The organism is Pseudanabaena sp. PCC 7367 (assembly GCF_000317065.1).
Taxonomy (GTDB): Bacteria; Cyanobacteriota; Cyanobacteriia; order Pseudanabaenales; family Pseudanabaenaceae; genus Thalassoporum; species Thalassoporum mexicanum.
On record NC_019701.1, the window covers coordinates 3220482 to 3242158 of the forward strand.

14 protein-coding genes and 1 other RNA gene are annotated in these 21677 nt (G+C 46.2%); 9 read left to right on the forward strand and 6 right to left on the reverse strand.

What is annotated here, in order from left to right; genetic code table 11:
- The first annotated feature begins 60 nt into the window (after nucleotides 1–60).
- The 3 genes from PSE7367_RS12800 to PSE7367_RS12810 all read left to right on the forward strand — a co-directional run bounded on the left by PSE7367_RS12800 (nucleotide 61) and on the right by PSE7367_RS12810 (nucleotide 6874).
- A complete protein-coding gene (locus PSE7367_RS12800) occupies nucleotides 61–1530 on the forward strand; it encodes an efflux RND transporter periplasmic adaptor subunit (protein ID WP_015165781.1) in 1470 nt (489 codons plus the stop codon).
- 314 nt (nucleotides 1531–1844) lie between these two features.
- Nucleotides 1845–5021, forward strand: a complete 3177-nt coding sequence (locus PSE7367_RS12805; RefSeq protein WP_015165782.1) for an efflux RND transporter permease subunit — start codon at nucleotides 1845–1847, stop codon at nucleotides 5019–5021.
- A gap of 170 nt (nucleotides 5022–5191) precedes the next feature.
- Complete coding sequence (locus tag PSE7367_RS12810) at nucleotides 5192–6874, forward strand: PP2C family protein-serine/threonine phosphatase (RefSeq protein ID WP_015165783.1); 1683 nt, start codon at nucleotides 5192–5194, stop codon at nucleotides 6872–6874.
- A 17-nt stretch (nucleotides 6875–6891) separates the two neighbouring features.
- Here the strand turns inward: PSE7367_RS12810 and PSE7367_RS12815 are convergent, their stop codons facing one another.
- The 4 genes from PSE7367_RS12815 to pyrE form a co-directional block, all read right to left on the reverse strand.
- The gene (locus PSE7367_RS12815) at nucleotides 6892–8787 is read right to left on the reverse strand and encodes a DUF3352 domain-containing protein (protein ID WP_015165784.1); all 1896 of its coding nucleotides are present in this window, start codon (nucleotides 8785–8787) and stop codon (nucleotides 6892–6894) included.
- A gap of 141 nt (nucleotides 8788–8928) precedes the next feature.
- The gene (locus PSE7367_RS12820; RefSeq protein WP_015165785.1) at nucleotides 8929–9756 is read right to left on the reverse strand and encodes an SDR family oxidoreductase; all 828 of its coding nucleotides are present in this window, start codon (nucleotides 9754–9756) and stop codon (nucleotides 8929–8931) included.
- A gap of 44 nt (nucleotides 9757–9800) precedes the next feature.
- On the reverse strand, nucleotides 9801–10466 hold the full coding sequence (phoU, locus tag PSE7367_RS12825) for a phosphate signaling complex protein PhoU (RefSeq protein ID WP_015165786.1): 666 nt from the start codon (nucleotides 10464–10466) through the stop codon (nucleotides 9801–9803).
- A gap of 1127 nt (nucleotides 10467–11593) precedes the next feature.
- Nucleotides 11594–12178, reverse strand: coding sequence for an orotate phosphoribosyltransferase (pyrE, locus tag PSE7367_RS12830; protein ID WP_015165787.1), 585 nt, complete (start codon nucleotides 12176–12178; stop codon nucleotides 11594–11596).
- A 228-nt stretch (nucleotides 12179–12406) separates the two neighbouring features.
- Between pyrE and PSE7367_RS12835 the strand changes: the two genes are divergently transcribed.
- Both PSE7367_RS12835 and coaE read left to right on the forward strand, forming a co-directional pair.
- The gene (locus PSE7367_RS12835) at nucleotides 12407–12820 is read left to right on the forward strand and encodes a hypothetical protein (RefSeq protein ID WP_156800402.1); all 414 of its coding nucleotides are present in this window, start codon (nucleotides 12407–12409) and stop codon (nucleotides 12818–12820) included.
- 295 nt (nucleotides 12821–13115) lie between these two features.
- Nucleotides 13116–13736: a dephospho-CoA kinase gene (gene coaE / locus PSE7367_RS12840; protein WP_015165789.1), complete on the forward strand. Its 621-nt coding sequence runs from the start codon at nucleotides 13116–13118 to the stop codon at nucleotides 13734–13736.
- Nucleotides 13737–14108: 372 nt separating this feature from the next.
- Here coaE and PSE7367_RS12850 read toward each other — a convergent pair whose 3' ends face one another.
- Together PSE7367_RS12850 and PSE7367_RS12855 are read right to left on the reverse strand one after the other, a co-directional pair.
- Nucleotides 14109–14390: a 4a-hydroxytetrahydrobiopterin dehydratase gene (locus tag PSE7367_RS12850; protein WP_015165790.1), complete on the reverse strand. Its 282-nt coding sequence runs from the start codon at nucleotides 14388–14390 to the stop codon at nucleotides 14109–14111.
- A 31-nt stretch (nucleotides 14391–14421) separates the two neighbouring features.
- Nucleotides 14422–15234, reverse strand: coding sequence for a SpoIID/LytB domain-containing protein (locus PSE7367_RS12855; RefSeq protein ID WP_015165791.1), 813 nt, complete (start codon nucleotides 15232–15234; stop codon nucleotides 14422–14424).
- 642 nt (nucleotides 15235–15876) lie between these two features.
- On the opposite strand from PSE7367_RS12855, the gene rnpB reads away from it, so the two are divergent.
- The 4 genes from rnpB (at nucleotide 15877) to petB (ending at nucleotide 21611) form a co-directional block, all read left to right on the forward strand.
- Nucleotides 15877–16408, forward strand: an RNA gene (gene rnpB / locus PSE7367_RS21215) — RNase P RNA component class A.
- A gap of 506 nt (nucleotides 16409–16914) precedes the next feature.
- The gene (locus PSE7367_RS12865; protein WP_015165792.1) at nucleotides 16915–19356 is read left to right on the forward strand and encodes an HD family phosphohydrolase; all 2442 of its coding nucleotides are present in this window, start codon (nucleotides 16915–16917) and stop codon (nucleotides 19354–19356) included.
- A 348-nt stretch (nucleotides 19357–19704) separates the two neighbouring features.
- On the forward strand, nucleotides 19705–20685 hold the full coding sequence (locus PSE7367_RS12870; RefSeq protein WP_015165793.1) for an alpha/beta fold hydrolase: 981 nt from the start codon (nucleotides 19705–19707) through the stop codon (nucleotides 20683–20685).
- A gap of 278 nt (nucleotides 20686–20963) precedes the next feature.
- Nucleotides 20964–21611 carry a cytochrome b6 gene (petB, locus tag PSE7367_RS12875; protein ID WP_015165794.1) on the forward strand — a complete coding sequence of 216 codons (648 nt, stop codon included), beginning with the start codon at nucleotides 20964–20966 and terminating at the stop codon, nucleotides 21609–21611.
- Nucleotides 21612–21677 lie beyond the last annotated feature (66 nt).

A 21677-nucleotide genomic window follows, 5' to 3' on the forward strand; every position in this document is an offset into this window, starting at 1 on the left:
CGATAAACATTCTTCACTGCCCGCACCTGACAAAGTATCACTCTAACGATCGAGTAAGTTATGCAGACAAGGAATTTAACCAAGCTAGGTAACTTAACCAAGCATGTAGGGCATTTAGGGCATTTTGGTAAGCTAAGCATTACCGCTTTCTCTGTGGCTATGCTTGGCGCTTGTCAAGGCGGACCCCCTCCTGGCTCTGGCGGGCAAGCAATTCCGGTGGAGATCAAAACCGTAGAGCTGGGAGATATCCAGGAAACAACCGAATATATTGCCAACCTTAATTCCCGTGAGTCGGTCACGCTCCAGCCCAGGGTTTCTGGTCAAATCGCCCAAATTTTGGTGCAAGCCGGTGATTATGTGGAAGCAGGTACACCGATTATTCAAATTGATCCTACTGAGCAACAGGCCGCATTACTAAGTACGATCGCGGCAGTTGAATCGGCAGCAGCGGCGGCAGCCTCGACCCAGGCCAGACTCGAAGATGTGCGTTCTGTTTTGCGATCGCTCGAAGCCAGCAAGCTAGCCAATCTTTCCGATGTAGCGCTCAACCAACGTGATTTACAGCGAGATGCAGAATTAGTCCAAGAAGGTGCAATCACCCAGCGCGATCTTGATACCCGCGTTAATTCGCTCGAACGAGCCCAGGCCACTTTGGGTCAAGTTGAGCAAGAGATCGAAGCCCAAAAAGCCAGAGTCCTAGCGGCGGAGGCTGACCTCGCGCGAAGTGAAAGGTTGCTGGTGCAGGCTCAGGCTGATGCCGAGGAACAACAAGCCCTATTGGGTTTCTATGGCATTACGGCTCCATTTGCCGGTACAGTGGGCGATATCCCGGTTAAGGTGGGGGATTTTGTTGATTCTGGCACCCAATTACTCACGATCACTCAAAATGAACAATTAGAAGTAGAAATTAATATCCCGATCGAGCGATCGCCAGAGCTTCAGGTTGGCCTGCCTGTGGTGCTGCTGGACTCGAATAATAATATTTTGGGTGAAAGCCAAATTTCCTTTATTGCCCCAAATACAGAAACTGTGACCCAGTCAATTTTGGTAAAGGCAATTTTTGATAATGCTGAAGAGCTACTCCGTGCCGATCAATTTGTGCGAGCCAGAATAGTTTGGAGCGAAGGTAAAGGGGTGTTGATTCCCACTTCTTCGATCTCGCGTTTGGGGGGTCAAAATTTTGTGTTTCAGGCCGTACCACCGGAAGAGATCGAGCAAGAGGAGCCACCCGAAGGCACTGAAGCTGATCCGGAACAAGCCCAGCGATCACCGATCGAGGCAACACCAGCAAATGCTCAATCCAGTGAAGACTCTGAGAATCAGGGCCCGCCTACCTTTATCGCCGTCCAAAAGCCAGTCAAGCTAGGCCGAATTCAAGGCAACAGTTACCACGTATTAGAGGGGCTGGAAGCAGGCGATCAACTGGTTACCTCTGGCATTCTTAAGCTAACCGATGGAGCGCCAGTCATGCGCTTGTCCGATCTACCGCCAATGGATGGCCCGCCTGATCAGGCTCCGAAAGGAAGTTAATCAAATTTCGGTTGAGTTGAAAGTATGGATAGTTGAAAGTATGGATAACCTGTACATAGGATATATCACCAGAATATGCGTAAAAATCATATGGTAGCTTCTGCAAGTAAATTTAGACAGGAACATCCAGCTTTAGATTTGCTCTCGCTACCCCCTATATATATTCTCAAGCCTTATATTCTCAGGTCTATTGATAAATTGATAAGCGGATTGCTCTGACCTAGTTTGAATAATTCACTTATTTTTTCTTATTCTGCTCTGATTCAGGCATTACATCAGACCAAGTCCGGTTCTAACTAACCTCCAACATCCATATGTTTGTTGATACTTTTATCAAGCGACCAGTATTGGCATCTGTTGCCGCGATCATTATTGTTCTTACTGGTGCGATCGCAATTCCGACCCTGCCAGTGGCGCAATACCCCAACGTCAGCCCGCCGCAGGTAGTAGTAACCGCCAACTACACTGGTGCCAATGCGGAGGTAGTAGAACAAACCGTAACTTCAATCCTGGAGCGGGAAATCAACGGGATCGAAGGCATTCGCTATATGAATTCGGTCAGTGCCAACACTGGCACCAGTACGATTACAATCACCTTTGAGCTCGATCGGGATCAAGATATTGCGGCGGTAGATGTGCAAAACCGGGTGCAAACTGCCCAGGCCCGACTCCCAACTGATGTAACTGCGCTGGGGGTAACAATTAGCAAAGAGTCCAGTAACCTGGTGATGGTAATGGGGCTCTATGCCGAAGATGGAGTCTATGATGACACCTATGTTAGTAACTATGCTGACCTATTTATCAGGGATGCCCTCAAGCGGCTTAATGGTGTAAGCAATGTAGTTATTTTCGGTGAACGCCAATATGCAATGCGGGTCTGGCTCGATCCACAGCGATTGGCACAACGGGGTCTGGCGGCTCAGGATGTGGTCAATGCCTTGCGTGAGCAAAACTTGCAAGTAGGTGCGGGGCAAATTGGTCTACCACCCACCACCAGCGATCAGCAATATCAGCTTAGTATTGTGGCTAAGGGGCGCTTAAGCACAGCCGAGGAATTTGAAGATATCACTATTTCTGCCAGCGATGATGGCACTCTAATCAAGATCAGAGATATTGGTCGGGTCGAGCTTGGCGCGGAGAATTATTCTTCGTTTGTGCGGTTTAACCGCATCAAGGGGGTAGGGATTGGCATCTTCCCGCTGCCAGGAGCCAACTTCCTTGATGTTTCCAGGGTGGTGAAGCAGGAAATGGCGGTATTAGAGCGCAACTTCCCGCCGGGGCTAAATTATAGGGTTGCCTTTGACACCACTGACTTTGTGCAGGAATCGATCCGCAGCGTGGTAATTACCCTGTTTCAAGCGATCACCCTGGTGGTATTAATTATCTTTGTGTTTTTGCAGGATTGGCGCACCACAATTATTCCAGTTGTGACCATTCCTGTCTCACTAATTGGCACCTTTATCTTTGTAAAGGCCTTTGGTTTCTCGCTGAATAGTTTAACCATGTTTGGTTTGACCCTGGCTACCGGGATGGTGGTAGATGATGCGATCGTAATTATTGAAAACATCTCTCGCTATATTCAAGATGAGGGGATGAGGCCGATCGAAGCAGCTTCGGTCGCCATGAGTGAGCTATTCGGCGCAGTAATTGCCACCTCGCTAGTGTTGATGGCGGTGTTTATTCCGGTGGCCTTTTTCCCTGGCACCACAGGGCTACTGTACCGCCAGTTTGCGCTCACGATCGCCTTTGCGATTACCATTTCCACGTTTAATGCCTTGACCCTGACCCCCTCGCTATCGGCTCTATTGTTGCGGCGATCGCCTCCCCCAGATAATCGGTTTTTCAATGGCTTCAATTGGCTGCTTGATCAAACCCGCAATGGTTATGCCTGGTTGTTGCAAAGGTTAGTCAATTTAAAGGCACTGGTAATGGTTGTGTTTGCAGCTTTGCTAGCGCTAACCTACTGGCTATATACGGTTGTGCCTCAGTCGTTTTTGCCGACCGAAGATCAGGGCTATTTAATTACCCTGGTAATTGCCCCTGAGGGGGTTTCGCTCAACTATACCGAGGGTGTAATTGAGCAGGCCGAAGATATTTTGCAGAATGTACCGGAAATTACCAATACCTTTGGTGTGGGTGCGTTTGGATTCAATGGTAATGCACCCCACTATGGTGTGATTTTCTCTACGCTCAAGCCTTGGTCGGAACGCAAGCGACCTGACCAATCGATGCAGTCCGTGATTAATAAGGTGCGTGGCCCTCTGTTTGGAATCCAGGATGCCTTGGTGATTACCTTCCCACCACCGGCGATCCAGGGTCTAGGTAGTGTGGGTGGATTTACCTTCCAACTCCAAGATCGCGCTAATTTGGGCTTTGATGTATTAGCTCAATCGATGGGAGCAGTGCTTGGTAGAGCAGCCGAATCCGGCAAAATTGTAGATATCAGACCGAATTTCTCCGGCAATACGCCCCAGTTGAATGTTGAGATCGATCGAGATCGCGCCAATGCCCTCCAGGTGCCAGTTGATGACATTTTAAACACCCTGCAAATCAATCTCGGTTCGCAGTTTGTGAATGAATTCAACTCCTTTGGCCAAAGCTATCGCGTTTTTGTGCAAGCTGATCAGCAGTTCCGTTCTGAGCCGAATGATATTAACCAGCTCTATGTGCGATCGCTAGCGGGCGAACTAATTCCGCTGGGTAACCTGGTTAATGTCACACCCACGATCGGCCCTTCGATTATTAATCGCTATAATCTGTTCCGGGCAATTCAGATTGATGGTTCGCCTGCACCTGGGGTTAGCTCTGGTGAGGCGATTAGAACCATGGAGCAGATTGCGGCAGAAGTTTTGCCCAATGGGATCAGCTATGAATGGTCTGGGCTTTCGCTCGAAGAGATCAAATCCGGTGGCCAAGCACCAATCATCTTTGCGTTGGGTCTAGTTTTTGTATTCCTGGTGCTAGCCGCTCAATATGAGAGCTATATCACACCCACGATCATTATGTTTACTGTACCCCTGGCGATCATGGGGGCACTGTTGGCGGTGGCGATGCGTAGTTTTACCAATGATAATTTTGCCAATGATATTTATGTGCAGATTGGCCTGGTGATGTTGATTGGTCTGGCTAGTAAGAATGCGATTTTGATTGTGGAATTTGCTGACCAGCTTCAGGAAAAAGGTTTGCCTCTGGTCAAGGCAGCGTTGGAGGCATCTCAGCAGCGATTGCGACCGATTTTGATGACGGCATTTTCTACTATTGTAGGTTTATTTCCCCTGGTCATTGCTACTGGCGCAGGGGCGGCAAGTCGGCAATCGCTAGGTACGGCGGTAGTTGGTGGGATGATCGCATCAACTTTCTTGAGTTTGTTCCTGGTGCCGATCCTCTATATTGTGGTGGGTCGAATTGTGGAGCGCTTTAAGCCCAAGCCACCTAGTTTACCTGAGGCTACTCCTCCAGAACCTGAGCCTACTCCGGTGGAATCAGAGTGATCTAGGAATTTAGCCATAATCACATCTTCTTCTAAGCTTAGACTTCAGTAAGGTTTAGGAAACTGCGCGAGACTTAAAGGACACGATCGCCATACAATAGCAACAATCGCAATTGTTATTAGTCTTCGTCAGTCTCGACCCAAACCAAGCCAAAAAGAATAAAACCAACCATGTCAGAAGATGCCAATCAGTTTCTGCAACTACTGCGATCGCCGCTGATTCTATTTAAGCCACGCCTATCAATCAAAATAGTCTGCTGGGTCTTTTTTTGCATTGTGGCGATCGAAGCGATTATCCTGATCCCCTCCGTCAGGCGGCGTGAGCGCGAGTTACTGACCAGACAAAGGGAGATCGCTGCTGGCAAGGTAGGCTTACTCGCTGACACCAGTGATGCTAATGCCTCAAGCCAGGAGTTATTAGCGCAATTTAGTAATCTTGCTTCAAGCAAAACAATTCCTGGTGATATTAGCAATCTAAACGCAGGGAATGTCAATCAAACCGAGTTTGCACCTACTATTCTCGGTGGTGCGCTTTATACCCAGGAGGGGGATCTGGTTGGTAATTTTGGAGAAACACCAGAGTTGCAATTTGAACAGGTTGCCAACACTGATGCGACTGCATTACGCAATGACAATGGTACTCGCTATGATGTGGCTTGGTCACCAGGAAAACTTGGTAACGAACATGTATTAGTGGTGCGGATTGATTCCACCCCGGTCAAAGATGAATATTATGCTTTTATCTGGCGGATTGCTGGCCTGGTATTAATAATTGGCCTATTCACCACCGTAGGATCGCTGGTTTCGCTTTGGCTAATTGTAATCAATCCTATTTTGCAGTTGCGGCAGGATCTGATCGCTGCTGGTGATGCGGTCAAAGAAGATCGTGAGCCGCCAGAATTTCATTGCAATTCAAGCCAGCGGCGGGATGAGTTGGGCGATGTGATCGCCGCTTTTTTTCAAATGTTTCGTAAAATCTCCGAGACGATCGACGAGCGGAAGCAGGCTCAAGCGGCTCTCCAGGAAAGTTTGATTAAAGTAGAAGCCTATTCCAGTGCCCTCAACCATGAGCTGGAAAAAGGCAGACAGATGCAATTGGGGTTCCTGCCCAGCACAATCACCCAAAAAACAGGCTGGGAAGTGGCGGCATTTTTCAAGCCTGCTAAACAGGTGGCTGGCGACTTTTATGATGTGTTTGAGCTACCGGGCGATCGCCTTGGCCTTGTGATCGCTGATGTGTGTGATAAAGGCGTGGGCGCTGCCTTGTTTATGGCTTTGTTTCGCAGTTTGATTCGGATCTTTTCTGGCCAAACCGTATTAGATGGCCTGGTGTTATCTAATGGACGTGGTATGGATGACAGCCAGATCGCTAACATGAATGAACATGCGCTCAAATCGATCAGCCTCACCAATGACTACATTGCGATCAACCATGCTGAATTGGGCATGTTTGCTACCCTCTTTTTTGGTGTCCTGGAGCCGAATACGGGCAAACTTACCTATATTAATGGTGGCCATGAACCATTATTTATTCTGCATCCCAATGGCGGGATCAGAGGCGAACTAAATTCTTCGGGACCAGCGGTGGGGATTATCCCTCAAGCTACATTTAAAATTGGCGAAGCGCAACTAGAACCCGGCGAGATGCTGATTGGCTATACCGATGGTGTGCCGGAGGCCAGGGATGCGGATAGTAAATTTTTTACCACCGATCGGCTCAGGCAAATTCTGGCCAAGCCACCAAAATCAGCCAAGGAGCTAACCGCTGAGATTTCTGGCCTGGTATTAGAACATACGGGCACAGCGGAGCAATTTGATGATGTCACCTTGATCGCGGTTAAACGGCAGGGGTAAATAAAATAGCAACTAAATTATTTTTCGATCGGCTCCAGCCCCAAATAAAAATCAGCCTGGATATGCTCAGCCGTAGAAGAATAAACCAACGTCATACTTTGCAGCGCATTTAAAAGCTGGATCGCTTCTGGTGGGGCAAGCGTCAAAAATTCTGGCGAGATGGTTGTAAGTGTAAAATCTACCAGCCCATCCAGGTTCATAAAGAAATAGCCAAGGTTTGGTTGGGGCATATTGGCGATCGCATCTTGAAATAGCTGCGTATCGACGATCGCTGGGTCAGGCTCCGGGCTAAAGGCAAATAGCTGGGATTTACCAGTGGCCACCGCGATCGTATTATCATCCAGCCAGCCATAGGCAAAGGCGCTGGTTAGTAGTTGAGCATTTTCCGGCTCTGGTACTTCCCAACTGGTGAAAGTTTTGCCACCAATCTGACGCTGGGCAATCTGAATATTGCCATCTGAGGCGGTGAGGGCAAAATCAGTTAGTTTATTCAGGGTTCTGGTGGCTGCTAGGCGATCGCTGGTTTCTAGCAAAAAGCCGATGCCCAAATCCAAATCAAGTGCCTGCCCTAAACCTTGATTACTGGGGAATAACACCGCGGCATATTCACCATCCATCCAGGCAATAAGATCTTCTTCTAAATCCAAACCAAGGATTTCGGGCGTAGCCTCCCGCAGAAAATCCAGCATGAAACCATAGGTGGGATATAGCTCGGTCTGTTCGTCTAGCCATTGCCACTGTTGCTTAAAGTTGCGGCTGGAGATCGACACCAGCGATCGGCCAGGCAATTTGGCCAGAATGCCATTGGCATCATTCAGATAGGCACGGCTAGGGCTGGGGTTGGCATAATAGCTGCGCGATTGGGCATACATGCCATCCTTGGCGATCCAGAAGTAGCCATCAAACTTGCTGTATTCCTTGGCAGCGCTTTCTAAGCCCGTTTTGATATCTTCGTAGTCGAAGGGGAATTCTGCTTCAAACTCATCTGAATCTGGGAAAAGCACCTCGGCGATGCGGACAAATTCACCATAATCGCCGTAGGTAGTAGTGATCGAATTAGACCACTGGGGATGCATCAGCACCCGCAAGAATTCTTTGCTGCTCAGCAGGTTGCCTGCTTCCGCCCTGGCATCAATCATTGCTTTAATCGGCACAGGATTAGAGGCTAGCACCAGATTGCCGTCAATATTGGCGATCGCCGTGGCATTACCCAGTTCCCCAAATATATCTATTTTGGGAAAAGTGCTGGTAGGCTCCTCTATCTGCCATGCCAGGATTTCATACCCGCCATAGCTGATTCTTTCGGGAGCGCGGCTATGGTTATCCAGGAGTTCGGTTAAAAAATCATCCAGTAGACTGTCATCGCTACTGGGCATAATAATCGAGATACTGGACTCAAATACGGTAATAAAACCAACCGGATCATCTAAATCTACCGTCTCTAAAACTAAATCACTGGGTGACTGGAACGCGATCGCCACCTGACTATCTAACCAGGGGGCAATATTCTCGCCAAAACTCATCCCCTCCGGCAGCACCAAAATTTGCTCTTGCAAATCAAGCTCTTCTAGCCCCACCGGAAATGGATTAAACAGTTCGACATTTTCCCAAGCAGGGGTTGAAAAGTTGAAAAACGCCACTGCCATAATATTCCCAGGTAAAGCTTCACTGGATTTAGTCAAGGGAACTTTAGTACCGGTCAGTTTTAATTGGACTTGGCTAGGAAATTGGCTAAATTCTGGCGATGTAGCTTCTATATTTGCAGTAATTATTGGGGTTGAGGCGATCGGCTCTTGCACTAAAACTGGACTGGAAGCCTGTTGGGAATCAGTGGCAAAGGTAGCGGCTGGCACTGGTTCACTCACAGTATTGGTGACACCACCAGTCAGCAGCATTAGTAAAAGAGTTAGCAAGATATTTACCCCTCGTTATAGCTTAAAACCTACTATATATATACCCTAGCGGAATTTGGTTACTACCTCGATCGTGATTGTAAATTAATTACGATTTTATTTGATTATCACTCTAACTTGTGGCTACTGACGATCGCTACTCTATTTAATCAATATAGTTTGCACAATCTTCGTAAAAATGCGCTCGGGCAGGAGCTTGCGCAAAAATAGCAAAAACCTGGCATTGCGATCGGCGGGATAACGCAATTGCCTACTGCGATCGGTGCTAGCCCTGTAGATTACTTTTGCCACTTGCTCTGGTGCTGCGCCTTCTTCGCCCGCTTTCAACATCTGGGGCATCACCTGAGCGGCAAATTGATCATATTCAGGGATCTCAGAACTGAGCGACATATCGGCGGAGCGATCGTAAAAATCGGTTTTGATCGGCCCCGGCTCAATGATTTTGACCTTGAGGTTAAATGGCCGTAGTTCATATTGCAGTGATTCCGAGAATCCTTCTATCGCCCATTTTGTAGCGTGATAAAGACTATAGATCGGGAAGGTAACCCGGCCGCCGACCGAGGCCACATTTACAATCGTGCCCTGGCGTTGTTGACGCAAATGGGGCAAAACTGCACGAGTGACAGCCATTAGGCCAAATACATTGGTTTCAAATTGCTTTTGAATCTGGTCTGGTGTAGTCAGCTCAAATGCCCCCACCAGCGCATAACCAGCATTATTTACCACCACATCGATCGAGCCAAATTTATCCAGCGTGGTAGCGATCGCCTGGACAATTGATTCCGGCTCGGTTACATCCAACCGCAACATCAATAAGCGCTCTAGATTTGCAAATTCAGGGTCTTGCTGAGCCACTCGCTCCGGCGATCGCATCGTTGCTGCCACCTGCCAGCCCTGCTGCTGGAATAAAATTGCGGTTGCCTTGCCAATGCCACTGGAAGCACCGGTAATTAATACAGTTTTGGTCATGTTTGAGTTTTACTCAAATTATCAGCGCATTATTAGCGCAGCAATCAACTACGATCGCCAGTTACAACATACCCGACCCGCTGGCCAATATTCGTGGCATGATCGGCCATTCGCTCCAAGTGGTGGATCGCCAGCACACTCAGCATAATTGGTTCCGAACTACTAGAATCGGGCTTTTGACACGACAGCAGGTTATACAAATCCTGGTAGTCATCATCGACCGCATCATCTTTAATCTTGATTTTAAATCCGGCCTCTGCATCCATATTTGCAAGCGCCACCAAACTTAGCGCTAGCATGGCTCGGCAGCGATTGGCCATCATTTCAATTCGCGCTATGTAAGTAGGTATTGGATAGGGGAATAGCTTTACGGCGATCTCACCTAGGTTTTCGGCATAATCGCCGATCCGCTCTAGATCCCTGGTTAATTGCATCATGGCACTGAGCCAGCGTAAATCACGGGATACAGGTGCTTGGAGAGCGATCGCGTTAATGCAGTCCTGTTCAATCTGGCGATAGTAGCGATCGATTTGCTTATCTTGGAGTGCCAGTTGCAGTGCTGATTCTAAGTTCCGCTCAAACAGGGCAGTATGTGCTAGCCAAAAAGAACTTTCCACCAGAGCTCCCATCCGCAGAACGTTCTGCTGGATTTGGATCAATTGGCGATCGAACTTGCTTCTAATTTGACCGTGATCGGATAGTTCTTGCATTGGTTTCTAGCCGGTAAGGAAAGTCAAAAAATCGCAAAATAGCTAACTTCAATTAGTTTGGTTGAATTTGTCAGAATTAGCAATAATCTCAATCACTCCTCAGCGGTTACCTTAATCACTAATCACTATGCCAGTCAGGACTTAGCTAAAAATGTAGGGACAAAGATCTCCAACTAGCCAAGTCACTCTAAAGTCGGCAAGCTTTCAAACTTATTTAGTAAACCTAAAGAACCATAATTTATCTATTCTAGCAGTGGCTCAGTTAAAACCTGTTTAACGCCTAGTTTAATTACTGTTAAGTAGTAGATGGCCGGATTCAGGCAGGGGGGTTGATTGCTGGGTTGTTAACAGTAAATTCTCACTAACAAATAAATCTAATGCCAATTTAGATTAGATTAGTTAAATACTGCGCTATTAATGCCCCATAACTAAGTTAAGTAGAATACAGAATTAATAACTTTTATGGGAATTGACAAAATTCTTTGGAGTTCAAATGCCATAGCCTAGATTAAAACGCTTGCCAAAGTTCAAGCTTGGCACGAAAGAATCACGATCTTGGCTTTTATCTTTTATTTACGCATTTGCATAAGAAGTTTAGTCGTAGCGATCGTTTCTGACCAAATTTAAATTTTGGGATCACGATTAAATATAGGTTATAGGTTTGGAGCAAGTTACAGCAGATAATTTTAGTTAGAAAGTCGCTGCAATTTATTTATATGCCTCAGCATCTAAATATCCTAAGTATCCAGATACCTAAATATTGGTAGTCATGCAGTAGCAAGGATAATTGGCAATCGATTTAAAATTCGGAGCTTAGCTTATTTGGGTTATGGATATTCAACTATCTCCTAGATCCTTACTTGTTCAGCACTACCTAAATATTTAAATATTCCCAGCTATGTCTTGGTCAAAATCACTACTACCAATCACTTCGTTTAAATAGTTAGTTATTAGCGATCGCTATCTGGCGTAATAAGATCGCTCAAAATTTTCCTAGCCAATAATTATCATGAATAGACTGCCACATAAATACTTAGACCCTGGTTGCGATCGAGATTCGTTGATTACATAAGCTGACCAGATAATTGCTGTTCTCAGAACATTTTATTTAGGCTTGTTTAAGTTAGCTAACCTTTTTGCACTTGCAGCGCTGCGTAATGAGCCTGAATCTGGGCGATCGAGAAAACGCGCTCAAACTTAAGCCCTTCTTTGGCATAAAGTTCAGCACCACCGGATTGGCGATCGACCAAACTAATTATTTGTTGAACGGTATATCCCGCCTGCCTAAGCTTTTCGACTGCAAACAATGCCGATTGGCCAGTAGTCACCACGTCTTCTAAAACCACTACCTCAGCCCCAGCAGGAGGGAGTGGCCCTTCGATCCAGACTCCGGTGCCATGCCCTTTAGCTTTTTTCCTGACAATCAAACCGGAAACAGGGTGATTCTCGATTGCCGAAACCACACTTACTGCCGTAACAATTGGGTCGGCTCCTAATGTTAAACCAGCAACAAAATTTGCGGTTTCTGGCAACATTTTAAATAATGTTTCTCCAGTCCAAAATGCTCCATAGGGATGAAGAGTAACTAGCTTACAATTGACATAATATGAACTACTTTGTCCAGACGATAAAGTGAAATCACCTTCTCTATATGCCAATTGACAGATAAGATCTAATAACAGTTGCTTAGAATTGTTTTGATTATTATTCATTGGTATGTATAGCCGTATATTTAATTAGTAACTAAGTCGATTGATTGATTGATAAGATTATTAATTAATCGCTCAAAACCTGCTTATTTCTGATAGATTATATGGCATCAAATGTGCACATTTTAGGTCGTGAGGATTTTTATTATGAAAGCTAAATCGCTTTTATTAGCCTCATCATTAGTAGCAACTACTGCGATGATCGCTATGCCAGCTTTTGCTGAGCCACATATGACTAGTCAAGAAGTCTTTCCCCCAGATTATCCTGCCACCTATCGGGAGGTAATCAGGCATGTCACAGACATAACGTCAGATACCAATATCCAGCAACCGTGGATTCAGTTTGACTATATGGACATGAAAGTAGAGCGTGAAGGTCATGCGCTACGAGCGATTTTCCAGGAAATGATGGATTTGCAAACCCTTAGTTCCTACACAATCCGCACCAGGGATCTAGCTAGTCCCTATACTACTTCCTTGGCTGCCTATGCCAGTTATTACCATGTTAGTGGCGCTGAAGCTCCGGATGGTGTCTTGCTAGGGCCGATCGAAGTACACCGCGAAGAAGTGGTCAAAACTCCTGTGTTTAGACCCCGTGTACCGGTGGTGCCAGTGCCGCAAGAGCCAGTCCCAGCTTTGTGGTAGCCATTAGCATTATCAGGTTTAGGGCAAATACGGCAAGGATATAGAAGTGGGGGAATGCCCTAACTTCTAACTTAAGGTACTTAAGTTTGTGTGGTTAGAGCTGATTAGCCTCTATTTGCTTTTTCTAAAATTCAAAACAATTAAACTGCTATCAGTGAAATTCGCTTGGGCACAGTTAATTGGTTGACTAGCTAGCAACCCTTTACAGCCTAGAATTATTACTGGTAGCTTTTTGGTGGCGGGGGATGAGATTTATTTGGCGCGATCGCACTCTTCATTTTTCTATTTCTAAGCCATGACGCAGCGCATGATTGGCCTGACTGGTGGCATTGCGACGGGTAAAACCCTGGTGTCTGACTATTTAGGCCAGACGTACAATTTGCCGATCCTGGATGCTGATGTGCTGGCGCGTGAGGCGGTTGATCCAGCTTTTGCGGAAATTCATGGCGGCAAAATTTTAAAGGCGATCGCCGCTCATTTTGGAAGTGACGTACTCAAGCCAGATCGTACGCTCAATCGCGCCAAGCTCGGTGAGCTAGTCTTTACCAATCCTGATCAACGAAATTGGTTAGAGGCACAAATTCATCCGTATGTGCGCGATCGCCTGGTTGCTCTAGCCGCAAACTATGCACCTCAAACCGTAGTGATGGCAATTCCACTGCTATTTGAAGCCAAGCTGACTGACCTGGTCACGGAAATATGGTTAGTAGTGTGTGAGCCAGAGCAGCAATTACAGCGCTTAATTGCTCGTAATAACTTATCGATCGACCAGGCAAAGCAAAGAATAGATGCCCAAATGCCCTTAGTAGAAAAAGTGCCTCTGGCGGATTACGTGCTGGATAATTCTGCCCAGCCGGAAGATCTATATGCTCAGGTCGATCGCTTAATTAGCGCCCAGGAAAATAAAAATGCCTGAGAATCGATATTCTAATCTCGAAATTTAGACAAAAACGGTGTTTTTAGCGATCGCATTTGCCTATAAGCATAAAACCACAGCGAATCGAGAAGTTTTAATTAATTACCCAAAAAATAAAAAACAGCAGCAAATCTGCTCCTGCGTAAATTATTTTCATCTAAATGCCTGGTTAAAATTGAATTACCAAGGGCGATCGAGAAGATCAAAACTGCTATTGGCTTCAAAATCGCTACGAATTAGATTTACTTAGCGATCGCTATAAATGCTCTTAGTAATTTTTTATATCTAGTTATATCTGGGAACATCAGCACGACATGGGAGTCTAACTGCACATCAGCCAAATAACTAATCAATTGGCGCAAAGTAGCAAGATCAAAATGAATTTACTCGCTTGGCAAATTCAAGATCTAAGTTACTAATGCCGCCAGCATCATGGGTGGTCAGGTCGATCGTGACATTGTTGTAAACATTAAACAGCTCAGGATGATGATTAATGCTCTCAGCCACCAAAGCAATACGGGTCATAAAGCCAAAGGCCTCATTAAAATCCTTAAACTTAAATGACTTATTAAGCTTCTCGTTCTTGATTTCCCATCCTGTCAAGGTTGACAAACCATCATTAATGGCCTGAGGGGATAATTTTTCTACTGCCATAACTCCAAAATATTTAACGCCAAGTTTAGAGCTAGGGTTGTTTGATTGGCTCATCACGGTACCACCATGCCAAGATCTGTGTCCAGTTCCAGCCTCTTTCAGCCATCTGTTGAGTCATTTCCTGATCCAGATGTTGGCCATCGGATACGGGCATGTAGCCATTACCCCAGCTAATCCAGTTGCGTGGCAACCTAGCTCTATAGTAACCCTTAAAGCCAGAGCGGAGCATGTAGCCAGCCGTGGAAGCAACCGCATGATCGCTACGCGGGTGAATCAGTGGCTTGGTTTGAGAAGTTTTGGGATCGAAGCGAAAGAAACCCACATAAACCTGATCGCGGGTGTCGCTCACAAGATCATAGGGTGCGCCACCCCATTTATCCTGGCGTTGGGTATTAATCGCATAACTACGTGCCGCCACCGCCTGAGCCATCAAAGCATCCATGTGCCAGCTAGCGGGCATTTCATTGGGGACAACGCTGCGTAAATATTGTTCGAGGGGCAGTACATTCACCGCCACAGCCTTACCCTGCCAGGACTGAACCACGATCTCCCCTGGATAGAGGTTTTGGCCAACTTGCACCAAGCCATTATTGGTGGGCACAATTGTACTAACCCGATCGACTGGGATGTTATACCAGCGACCTGGCTCTAAGCGATTTGCCTCTTGGCCATTGACACTCAGGGTTGCTGATTGGGTGACGGCAACTGGTATTTGAGATCCAGCATCTTCCTTAACCAAAATCCTGAGTACACTTGCGGCAGCAGGATGAGCAATACCAGCCAGCATCAGGAAAGCAATAGACAAGCCTAAAGTACGAATACTTTTTGAAATACTCTTGATCATTTAATGATTCTCACACCTATTGGGAATTAAGCGATTCAGCAGAAATAGTATTTTTATTCAATTAGGCTGCTTAAGATATGCCTAAAGTACAACAAAACCGAAATAAATCAAGTTGCTGCTTTCCTTGCCGTGAGGTCTCCCATATAACCAGAAATAATAACCTAAAAATGGCCAAATTTCCGATTTCCCTATCAAGATAGAAGTAATTATGCCAGTCAGTCTAGCATTTTGTGAAGATATTTTAGCGAAGAACGGCAAAAAGCTTGCTACAACTTAATTCTAGTCTTTGCCATCCCCAATCAATTGAGTTCTGGTCGGTGGCAAATTCAACACTGCTAAACCACTTGTAAACAAAATGACTGGTTTGCCTAACTTTTAGTGCCCCAGTCAATCTGCTTAAGCAACTCAGTTGATTACCTTTTAGGATGAGTTCAATAATGATCTCTAGCAACGTAGTAAGGCTCTCAGGCGATCCTTCCTGAGCAACAACAACTAATCAGGTTGCAAAAATTCTGTTGCGCACTTAAATTAAGCTAATCTGCCGATACCTTAGTGTGTGGGTTCCAGACACCCACTCTTTAGCCGATTCGATTCATTCCGCACTAACCAAATCCCCATAAATACATTAGGATGGAGGCGTAGGAGAGTAGGTGCGGTGGTTGCAGCACAACTCAAGGATTAACTAATTCTTGGGCTCTGCTGAGGAAAGTCCGGGCTTCCCCAAAGGCTAGACTGCTGGGCAACTCCCAGGGCGAGCGATCGTGCGGAAAGTGCCACAGAAATATACCGCCATCTTGGCAATTCATAATTCATGAGCGCAAGCCACTGAGAATTAGGTTAAATAGCCTGATGAAATCACGGTTTAGCTGCCATGATATTGCATTTTTAGCTTAATCAAGAATGCTGAGATGGTAAGGGTGCAAAGGTGCGGTAAGAGCGCACCAGCAGGATCGGGAGATCCTGGCTCGGTAAACCCCAGTCGGAAGCAAGGCGAGTTGGAAAAAGAAGCTGCTGCCTTTATGATTCTTTTGCCAATTATCTGCGATCGGGCAACTGGTTGTAGATCTGAGCCGCTAGAGGTATCTGGCAACAGGTATCCCAGATAGATAACCGCCAGTAAAGCTTAGTTAATCAGTTTTGCTAACAGAACCCGGCTTACGGCTTACTCTTCTACTACCTTAAAATATGCCTTGCTGAGATATTGACTTTGAGATATTGACTTAAAGTATCTAGTAATTGGGTAAGGAGAGGGCTAATCATACATTTACAGCCAGGGGTTAGTTATATGGGGCTGATCCCAGTTAAGCAAATTTTATGTTTTACTGTGCTTAAGGCTGTGATGATATTATGCAGAATTTAATTATGCAAAAAGGGCAATCGCAAAACGCTACAGTTAGGTCTATGGCCAAAATATAGATCCATACCAATCGCTGATATTCCTTAAGTGATCTAGTTAAGTTATCTAAGGCTAACTTGGGGGCTCAACCTAGAAATTGATCGAAATGTGCTGAATTGTGATTAACAATAATGTAGCTAATATCATTAATCAGCAGGATCTAATATTATCTATTTATCGATAATTAAGTTCAAAAATTAAGTTCAAATATTTTTCTAGCTACAATGCTTAATTCTCCTCGCTTAGTAAGTTTCACTGTCTCGGATATTTGGGATATTACTTAAATGTCTATGGGAACGATTCCCAAACCATTGCAAAGATTGTTTTTTTGTCCGCCTAAGAAATGGATCGGACGAGCGATCGTGGGCTTAACCTTTGTTAGCCTGAGTGCTACTTTGAGTGTGCGCTTTTTGTGGGAGCCCCAGTTAAAAGTAGGCACATTTGTAACCAGAGATATTCGAGCGCCGCGTACCGCCGAAACAGTCGATCGGGAAGCCACCCGTGAGGCCAAAGAGCGGGCTAGACAGGAAGTGCCGCAAATATATCGGGTAGATAATACTGCCAGGGTGCGATCGGTACAGCATCTAGAAGAATTATTGATTGTGGGCGATCAAATTCGGGATGCGGTTGGGCCTAGCCCTTATATTGATACCAGCTTGCTTTCCTATGGCGTGCAGCTATATTTGCGCGAATGCCCAGAGCCAGTGTGGCAAGATTTGCAAAAGCGGGTTGAAACCCTTCAGCAACAACTAGAGCAATTGCAAACCGCTGACTCTTCGATCGCAAACCAAAATAATATTTATGGCCGGGTTGTCACAGAGTTGCTGCGGCGGCGGAATCTGATGTCTGAGGCAGAGTATCGTGACTTAATCAATCAAATTGAACAGGCCAGAGGACGCTATAAAACCGCAGTTATAGCTTTGGAAGCAGGGCCAGATCTATTCCAGGATTATTTATTAGACCTGCGTGATTCAGAATGGGATGTAGACAAACAGGCTGCCCTTTTGGCTTTAAATAATTTGATGGCCGAAGGCTTAATTCCTGGGCTACCACCCGAGCTCAGGCAGTATCGAATTTCATCACGTCCCAATCTGCCGATCGCAGAATACCGCCGTCAAATAATTATCGACTTACTTGATACTGTCTTAATTCCCAATCTAGAGCCGGATTATGTGGCCACTGATCAATTGGCTGCTAAGGCGGCTGAGGAGGTAGAAGCTAAAGTAATTACCCTTCAGGCTGGGGAAGTGATTGTGAGGGCTGGTCAACAAATTACCGAGAAAGAATTTGCTTTTCTTGATAGTTTGGGATTAGCTCAGCGTCGACCTAACTTTCTAGGGATCGTGATGGTATCTGGGGCAGTGGCACTGGCAATGTCAATTTTTGGCCTGGTTAATTGGCGGCTTGGTCATTTGCTTGGGGTGCGGCTGAAGCTAATGGACGTAGCCGCGATCGGCATCGTTTGCACCAGTGTATCGGTGGCAGCGGTTTTGCTGAGCCCGGCGGTAATTACTTTCATTCCCTTTGCCACGGTGGGCTTAATGCTAGGTAGTTTTTATGGCTCTCGCTTGGCCGCCCTAACTACAATTTTGCTGGCGGTGCCTTTGGTGGTGGGACTTGCCCCAACCGCGATCGCATTTAGCCCAATTTTAGTCGGTGCAATTTTGGCAGCTTTGTTAACCAATCGACCCCATACCCGATCGCATCTGGCTACCGCTGGCATTTTGGTGGCAATTGTGCAGGCTGCTGCCTATGCTTTTGCTGCCCTGTTGTTCGCGCCCAACTTACCCCTGGTGGCCGTAGCGACATTAGCTTTGCAATATGCGGCCGGTGGCTTGGTTTGCTCGATCGTGGCTCTGGGGGCAATCCCCTATCTGGAGCAAGTTTCCTATGCGCTTACGCCAATTCGACTGGCAGAACTGGCCAACCTCGATCGCCCCCTATTGCGGCGGCTGGTCACCGAAGCACCGGGCACTTTCCAACACACTTTGTTTGTGGCAAATCTAGCTGAAGCTGGAGCCAGGGCGATCGGTGCGGATACCTCTTTAGTACGCACTGGCACTTTGTATCACGATGTGGGTAAAACCTTGCACCCAGAATTTTTTATTGAAAACCAAATGGGGCAACCCAATCCCCATGACAAGATCGATGATCCCTGGCGCAGCGCCCAGATTATTCGTGAGCATGTGACCGGTGGGATCAAACTTGCCCAAAAATTCCGCTTACCGGAACAATTAATCGCCTTTATCCCAGAGCATCAGGGCACTATTACGATCGCCTATTTCTATCACAAAGCCAAGGCGATCGATGACACTGTGACCGAAAACGATTTTCGCTACGAAGGGCCTATTCCCCAATCCCGTGAGACGGGCGTGGTGATGTTGGCAGATGCCTGTGAGGCAGCATTGCGATCGCTGGGTAGTGATACCACCATCGATGAGGCCTATGCGATGGTACGGCGAATTTTTAATGCGCGATTGGCTGATCATCAACTGCGCGATGCTAATCTTTCGCCCGAAGATTTAGAAAATATTATTCCGGTGTTTATTAAAGTTTGGCAAGAACGCAATCATGGCCGGATCAAATATCCTGCCCTGGCCAAAAAATTCGATCCAACTGGTTCTGAACTACCAGAGAAGAAAAAGCCACCAGAACCGTCTGAGCAATCTCAACAATCTGAGCAATTAAATCAGCCATCACCGGAACCATCGCAGCCAAATTCTTAATGGCATTAGTTTAAATGCATGGGTGAAAAATTGTCCCAAAGTCTTGATCACTTGATCACCAGATTGGATGAGTTAGATGAGGATGAACCTGTTTTAATATTGCATACCGATCGCGTTGAGTTAAAACATCGAATCAAACTGCCAATCGTTATTTAGGTATTGCGTAAACGAGGGATGAAATTTCGGCATCACCCATATCAAAATATATGCTTGGTTTGGCCAATCGTTGAATAGTTGCATCATCCCGCCAAAACGCAACACCGTTATTTGAGCATTTCGGCAAGAAATCTGAGCAAGGATCGGCTAACAGTTTATTTATCAACTTATCAACTACTCCTCAACTTGAGCATGAGTGCCAAAACCCTGAATCCAAGAGATCCTGTCCCTCAAATCAGCGCTAAAGACCTAGTGAGCCGCGATTGGTTGTGGCGCGGTTGGCAAACCCGTTATACATTTAAGCGCCCAGCAATAAATGCAATAAATACTGAAGTAAATAACGATCGCCCCGATCGCCCTGATCGCCCCCTGCCAATTTTGCTGATTCATGGCTTTGGTGCAGCGATCGGTCAATGGCGCTATAACATCCCGGTCTTGTCGCAAAAACATGCTGTCTATGCCCTGGATCTGGTGGGTTTTGGCGGTTCGGAGAAGCCACCCACCCGCTATGTCACAAACCTGTGGGTAGAGCAGGTCTATGATTTTTGGCGCACATTTATTAACCAGCCGATGATCCTGGTAGGCAATTCGATCGGTTCTCTGGTGGCACTGATCGCCGCTAGCCAGCATCCAGAGATGGCCGCAGGGTTGGTGACCATTAGTCTACCCGACGTGGCGGTGCGCACCGAGATGATTCCCAAACCAGTCCGGCCGATCGTGCAAGCGATGGAAAAGCTATTTTCTGCGCCAGTTTTACTCAAGCCAATTTTTTATTTTGTGCGCCAACCCAAAGTAATTAAGCCCTGGGCGGGTGTTGCCTATGGCGATCCAAATGTGGTGGATGATGAACTGGTTGATATTATTGCGACTCCAGCCCAGGAACGCAAAGCGGCTGAGGCATTCTGTCGCATTGCTCGTGGTGTAATGGAGTCAGACTATGCACCTAATGTAGCCAGGGCGATCGCTGGGTTGCAAATTCCATTTTTGATCCTGTGGGGTACAAAAGATCGGATGATTCCCCCTCAGGAAGGCCGCAGGCTCGTAAAATTTTCAACCCATGCCCAGTTGATCGAGCTGGAGGGTTTGGGGCATTGCGCCCATGATGAAGATCCGAAAACAGTCAATCAAGAAATTTTGAACTGGATTAAGAATCAATATCATAACCAGGCATAATATTGGTAAGAGCGGCATTGAGACCTCGCCAACACCAGATTAGCCAAAATTAGTTCCAGGCAGCCTGAGCTGAGCAGAGTAAATAATTTCAACAAAATTTAAGCTTCGATTAAACTGCCAGCTAAATTCCCAAACAGGCTAAGATGATTGCTAAGATTAGGTTTAGATGGTCGCTTGTTAATAGTTCTGTTAAGATAAAATTTAAGAAGTATTACAATAAATACATCAATAATCATTCTTCCCGTTAAACGATATTTGGTTTTAGGTTCTTTATATTCATGAGTAAAGTCTACGAGTGGTTCGACGAGCGCTTAGAAGTCAGCGCCATTGCCGAAGACGTAACCAGTAAGTATGTCCCACCCCATGTCAATATTTTCTATTGCTTGGGTGGCGTTACCCTAGTTTGCTTCATTATTCAGTTTGCAACTGGCTTTGCTATGACCTTTTACTACAAGCCTACTGTGGCAGAGGCATTTAATTCGGTGAGCTATATCATGACCGAGGTCAGCTTTGGCTGGTTGATTCGATCGATCCATCGCTGGTCTGCCAGCATGATGGTGCTGATGATGATTTTGCACGTGTTCCGGGTCTATTTGACCGGTGGGTTCAAGAAGCCCCGCGAGCTGACTTGGGTAACTGGTGTGGTATTGGCGGTAATTACTGTTTCCTTTGGGGTAACTGGTTATTCCTTGCCTTGGGATCAGGTTGGTTACTGGGCGGTTAAGATTGTGTCTGGCGTTCCCGCCGCGATCCCTGTGGTTGGTACAACGGTTGTTGAATTGATGCGTGGTGGCGAGGCAGTTGGCCAAGCAACCCTAACCCGTTTCTATAGCCTGCATACTTTTGTATTGCCCTGGTTTATTGCTGTCTTCATGTTGGCTCACTTCCTGATGATTCGGAAACAAGGTATTTCTGGCCCACTCTAAACCGTGGTTCTAGATTTGCGCTGAACTTATTGCCTGAAATGATTGATCTTAATTTTTTGTCTGGAT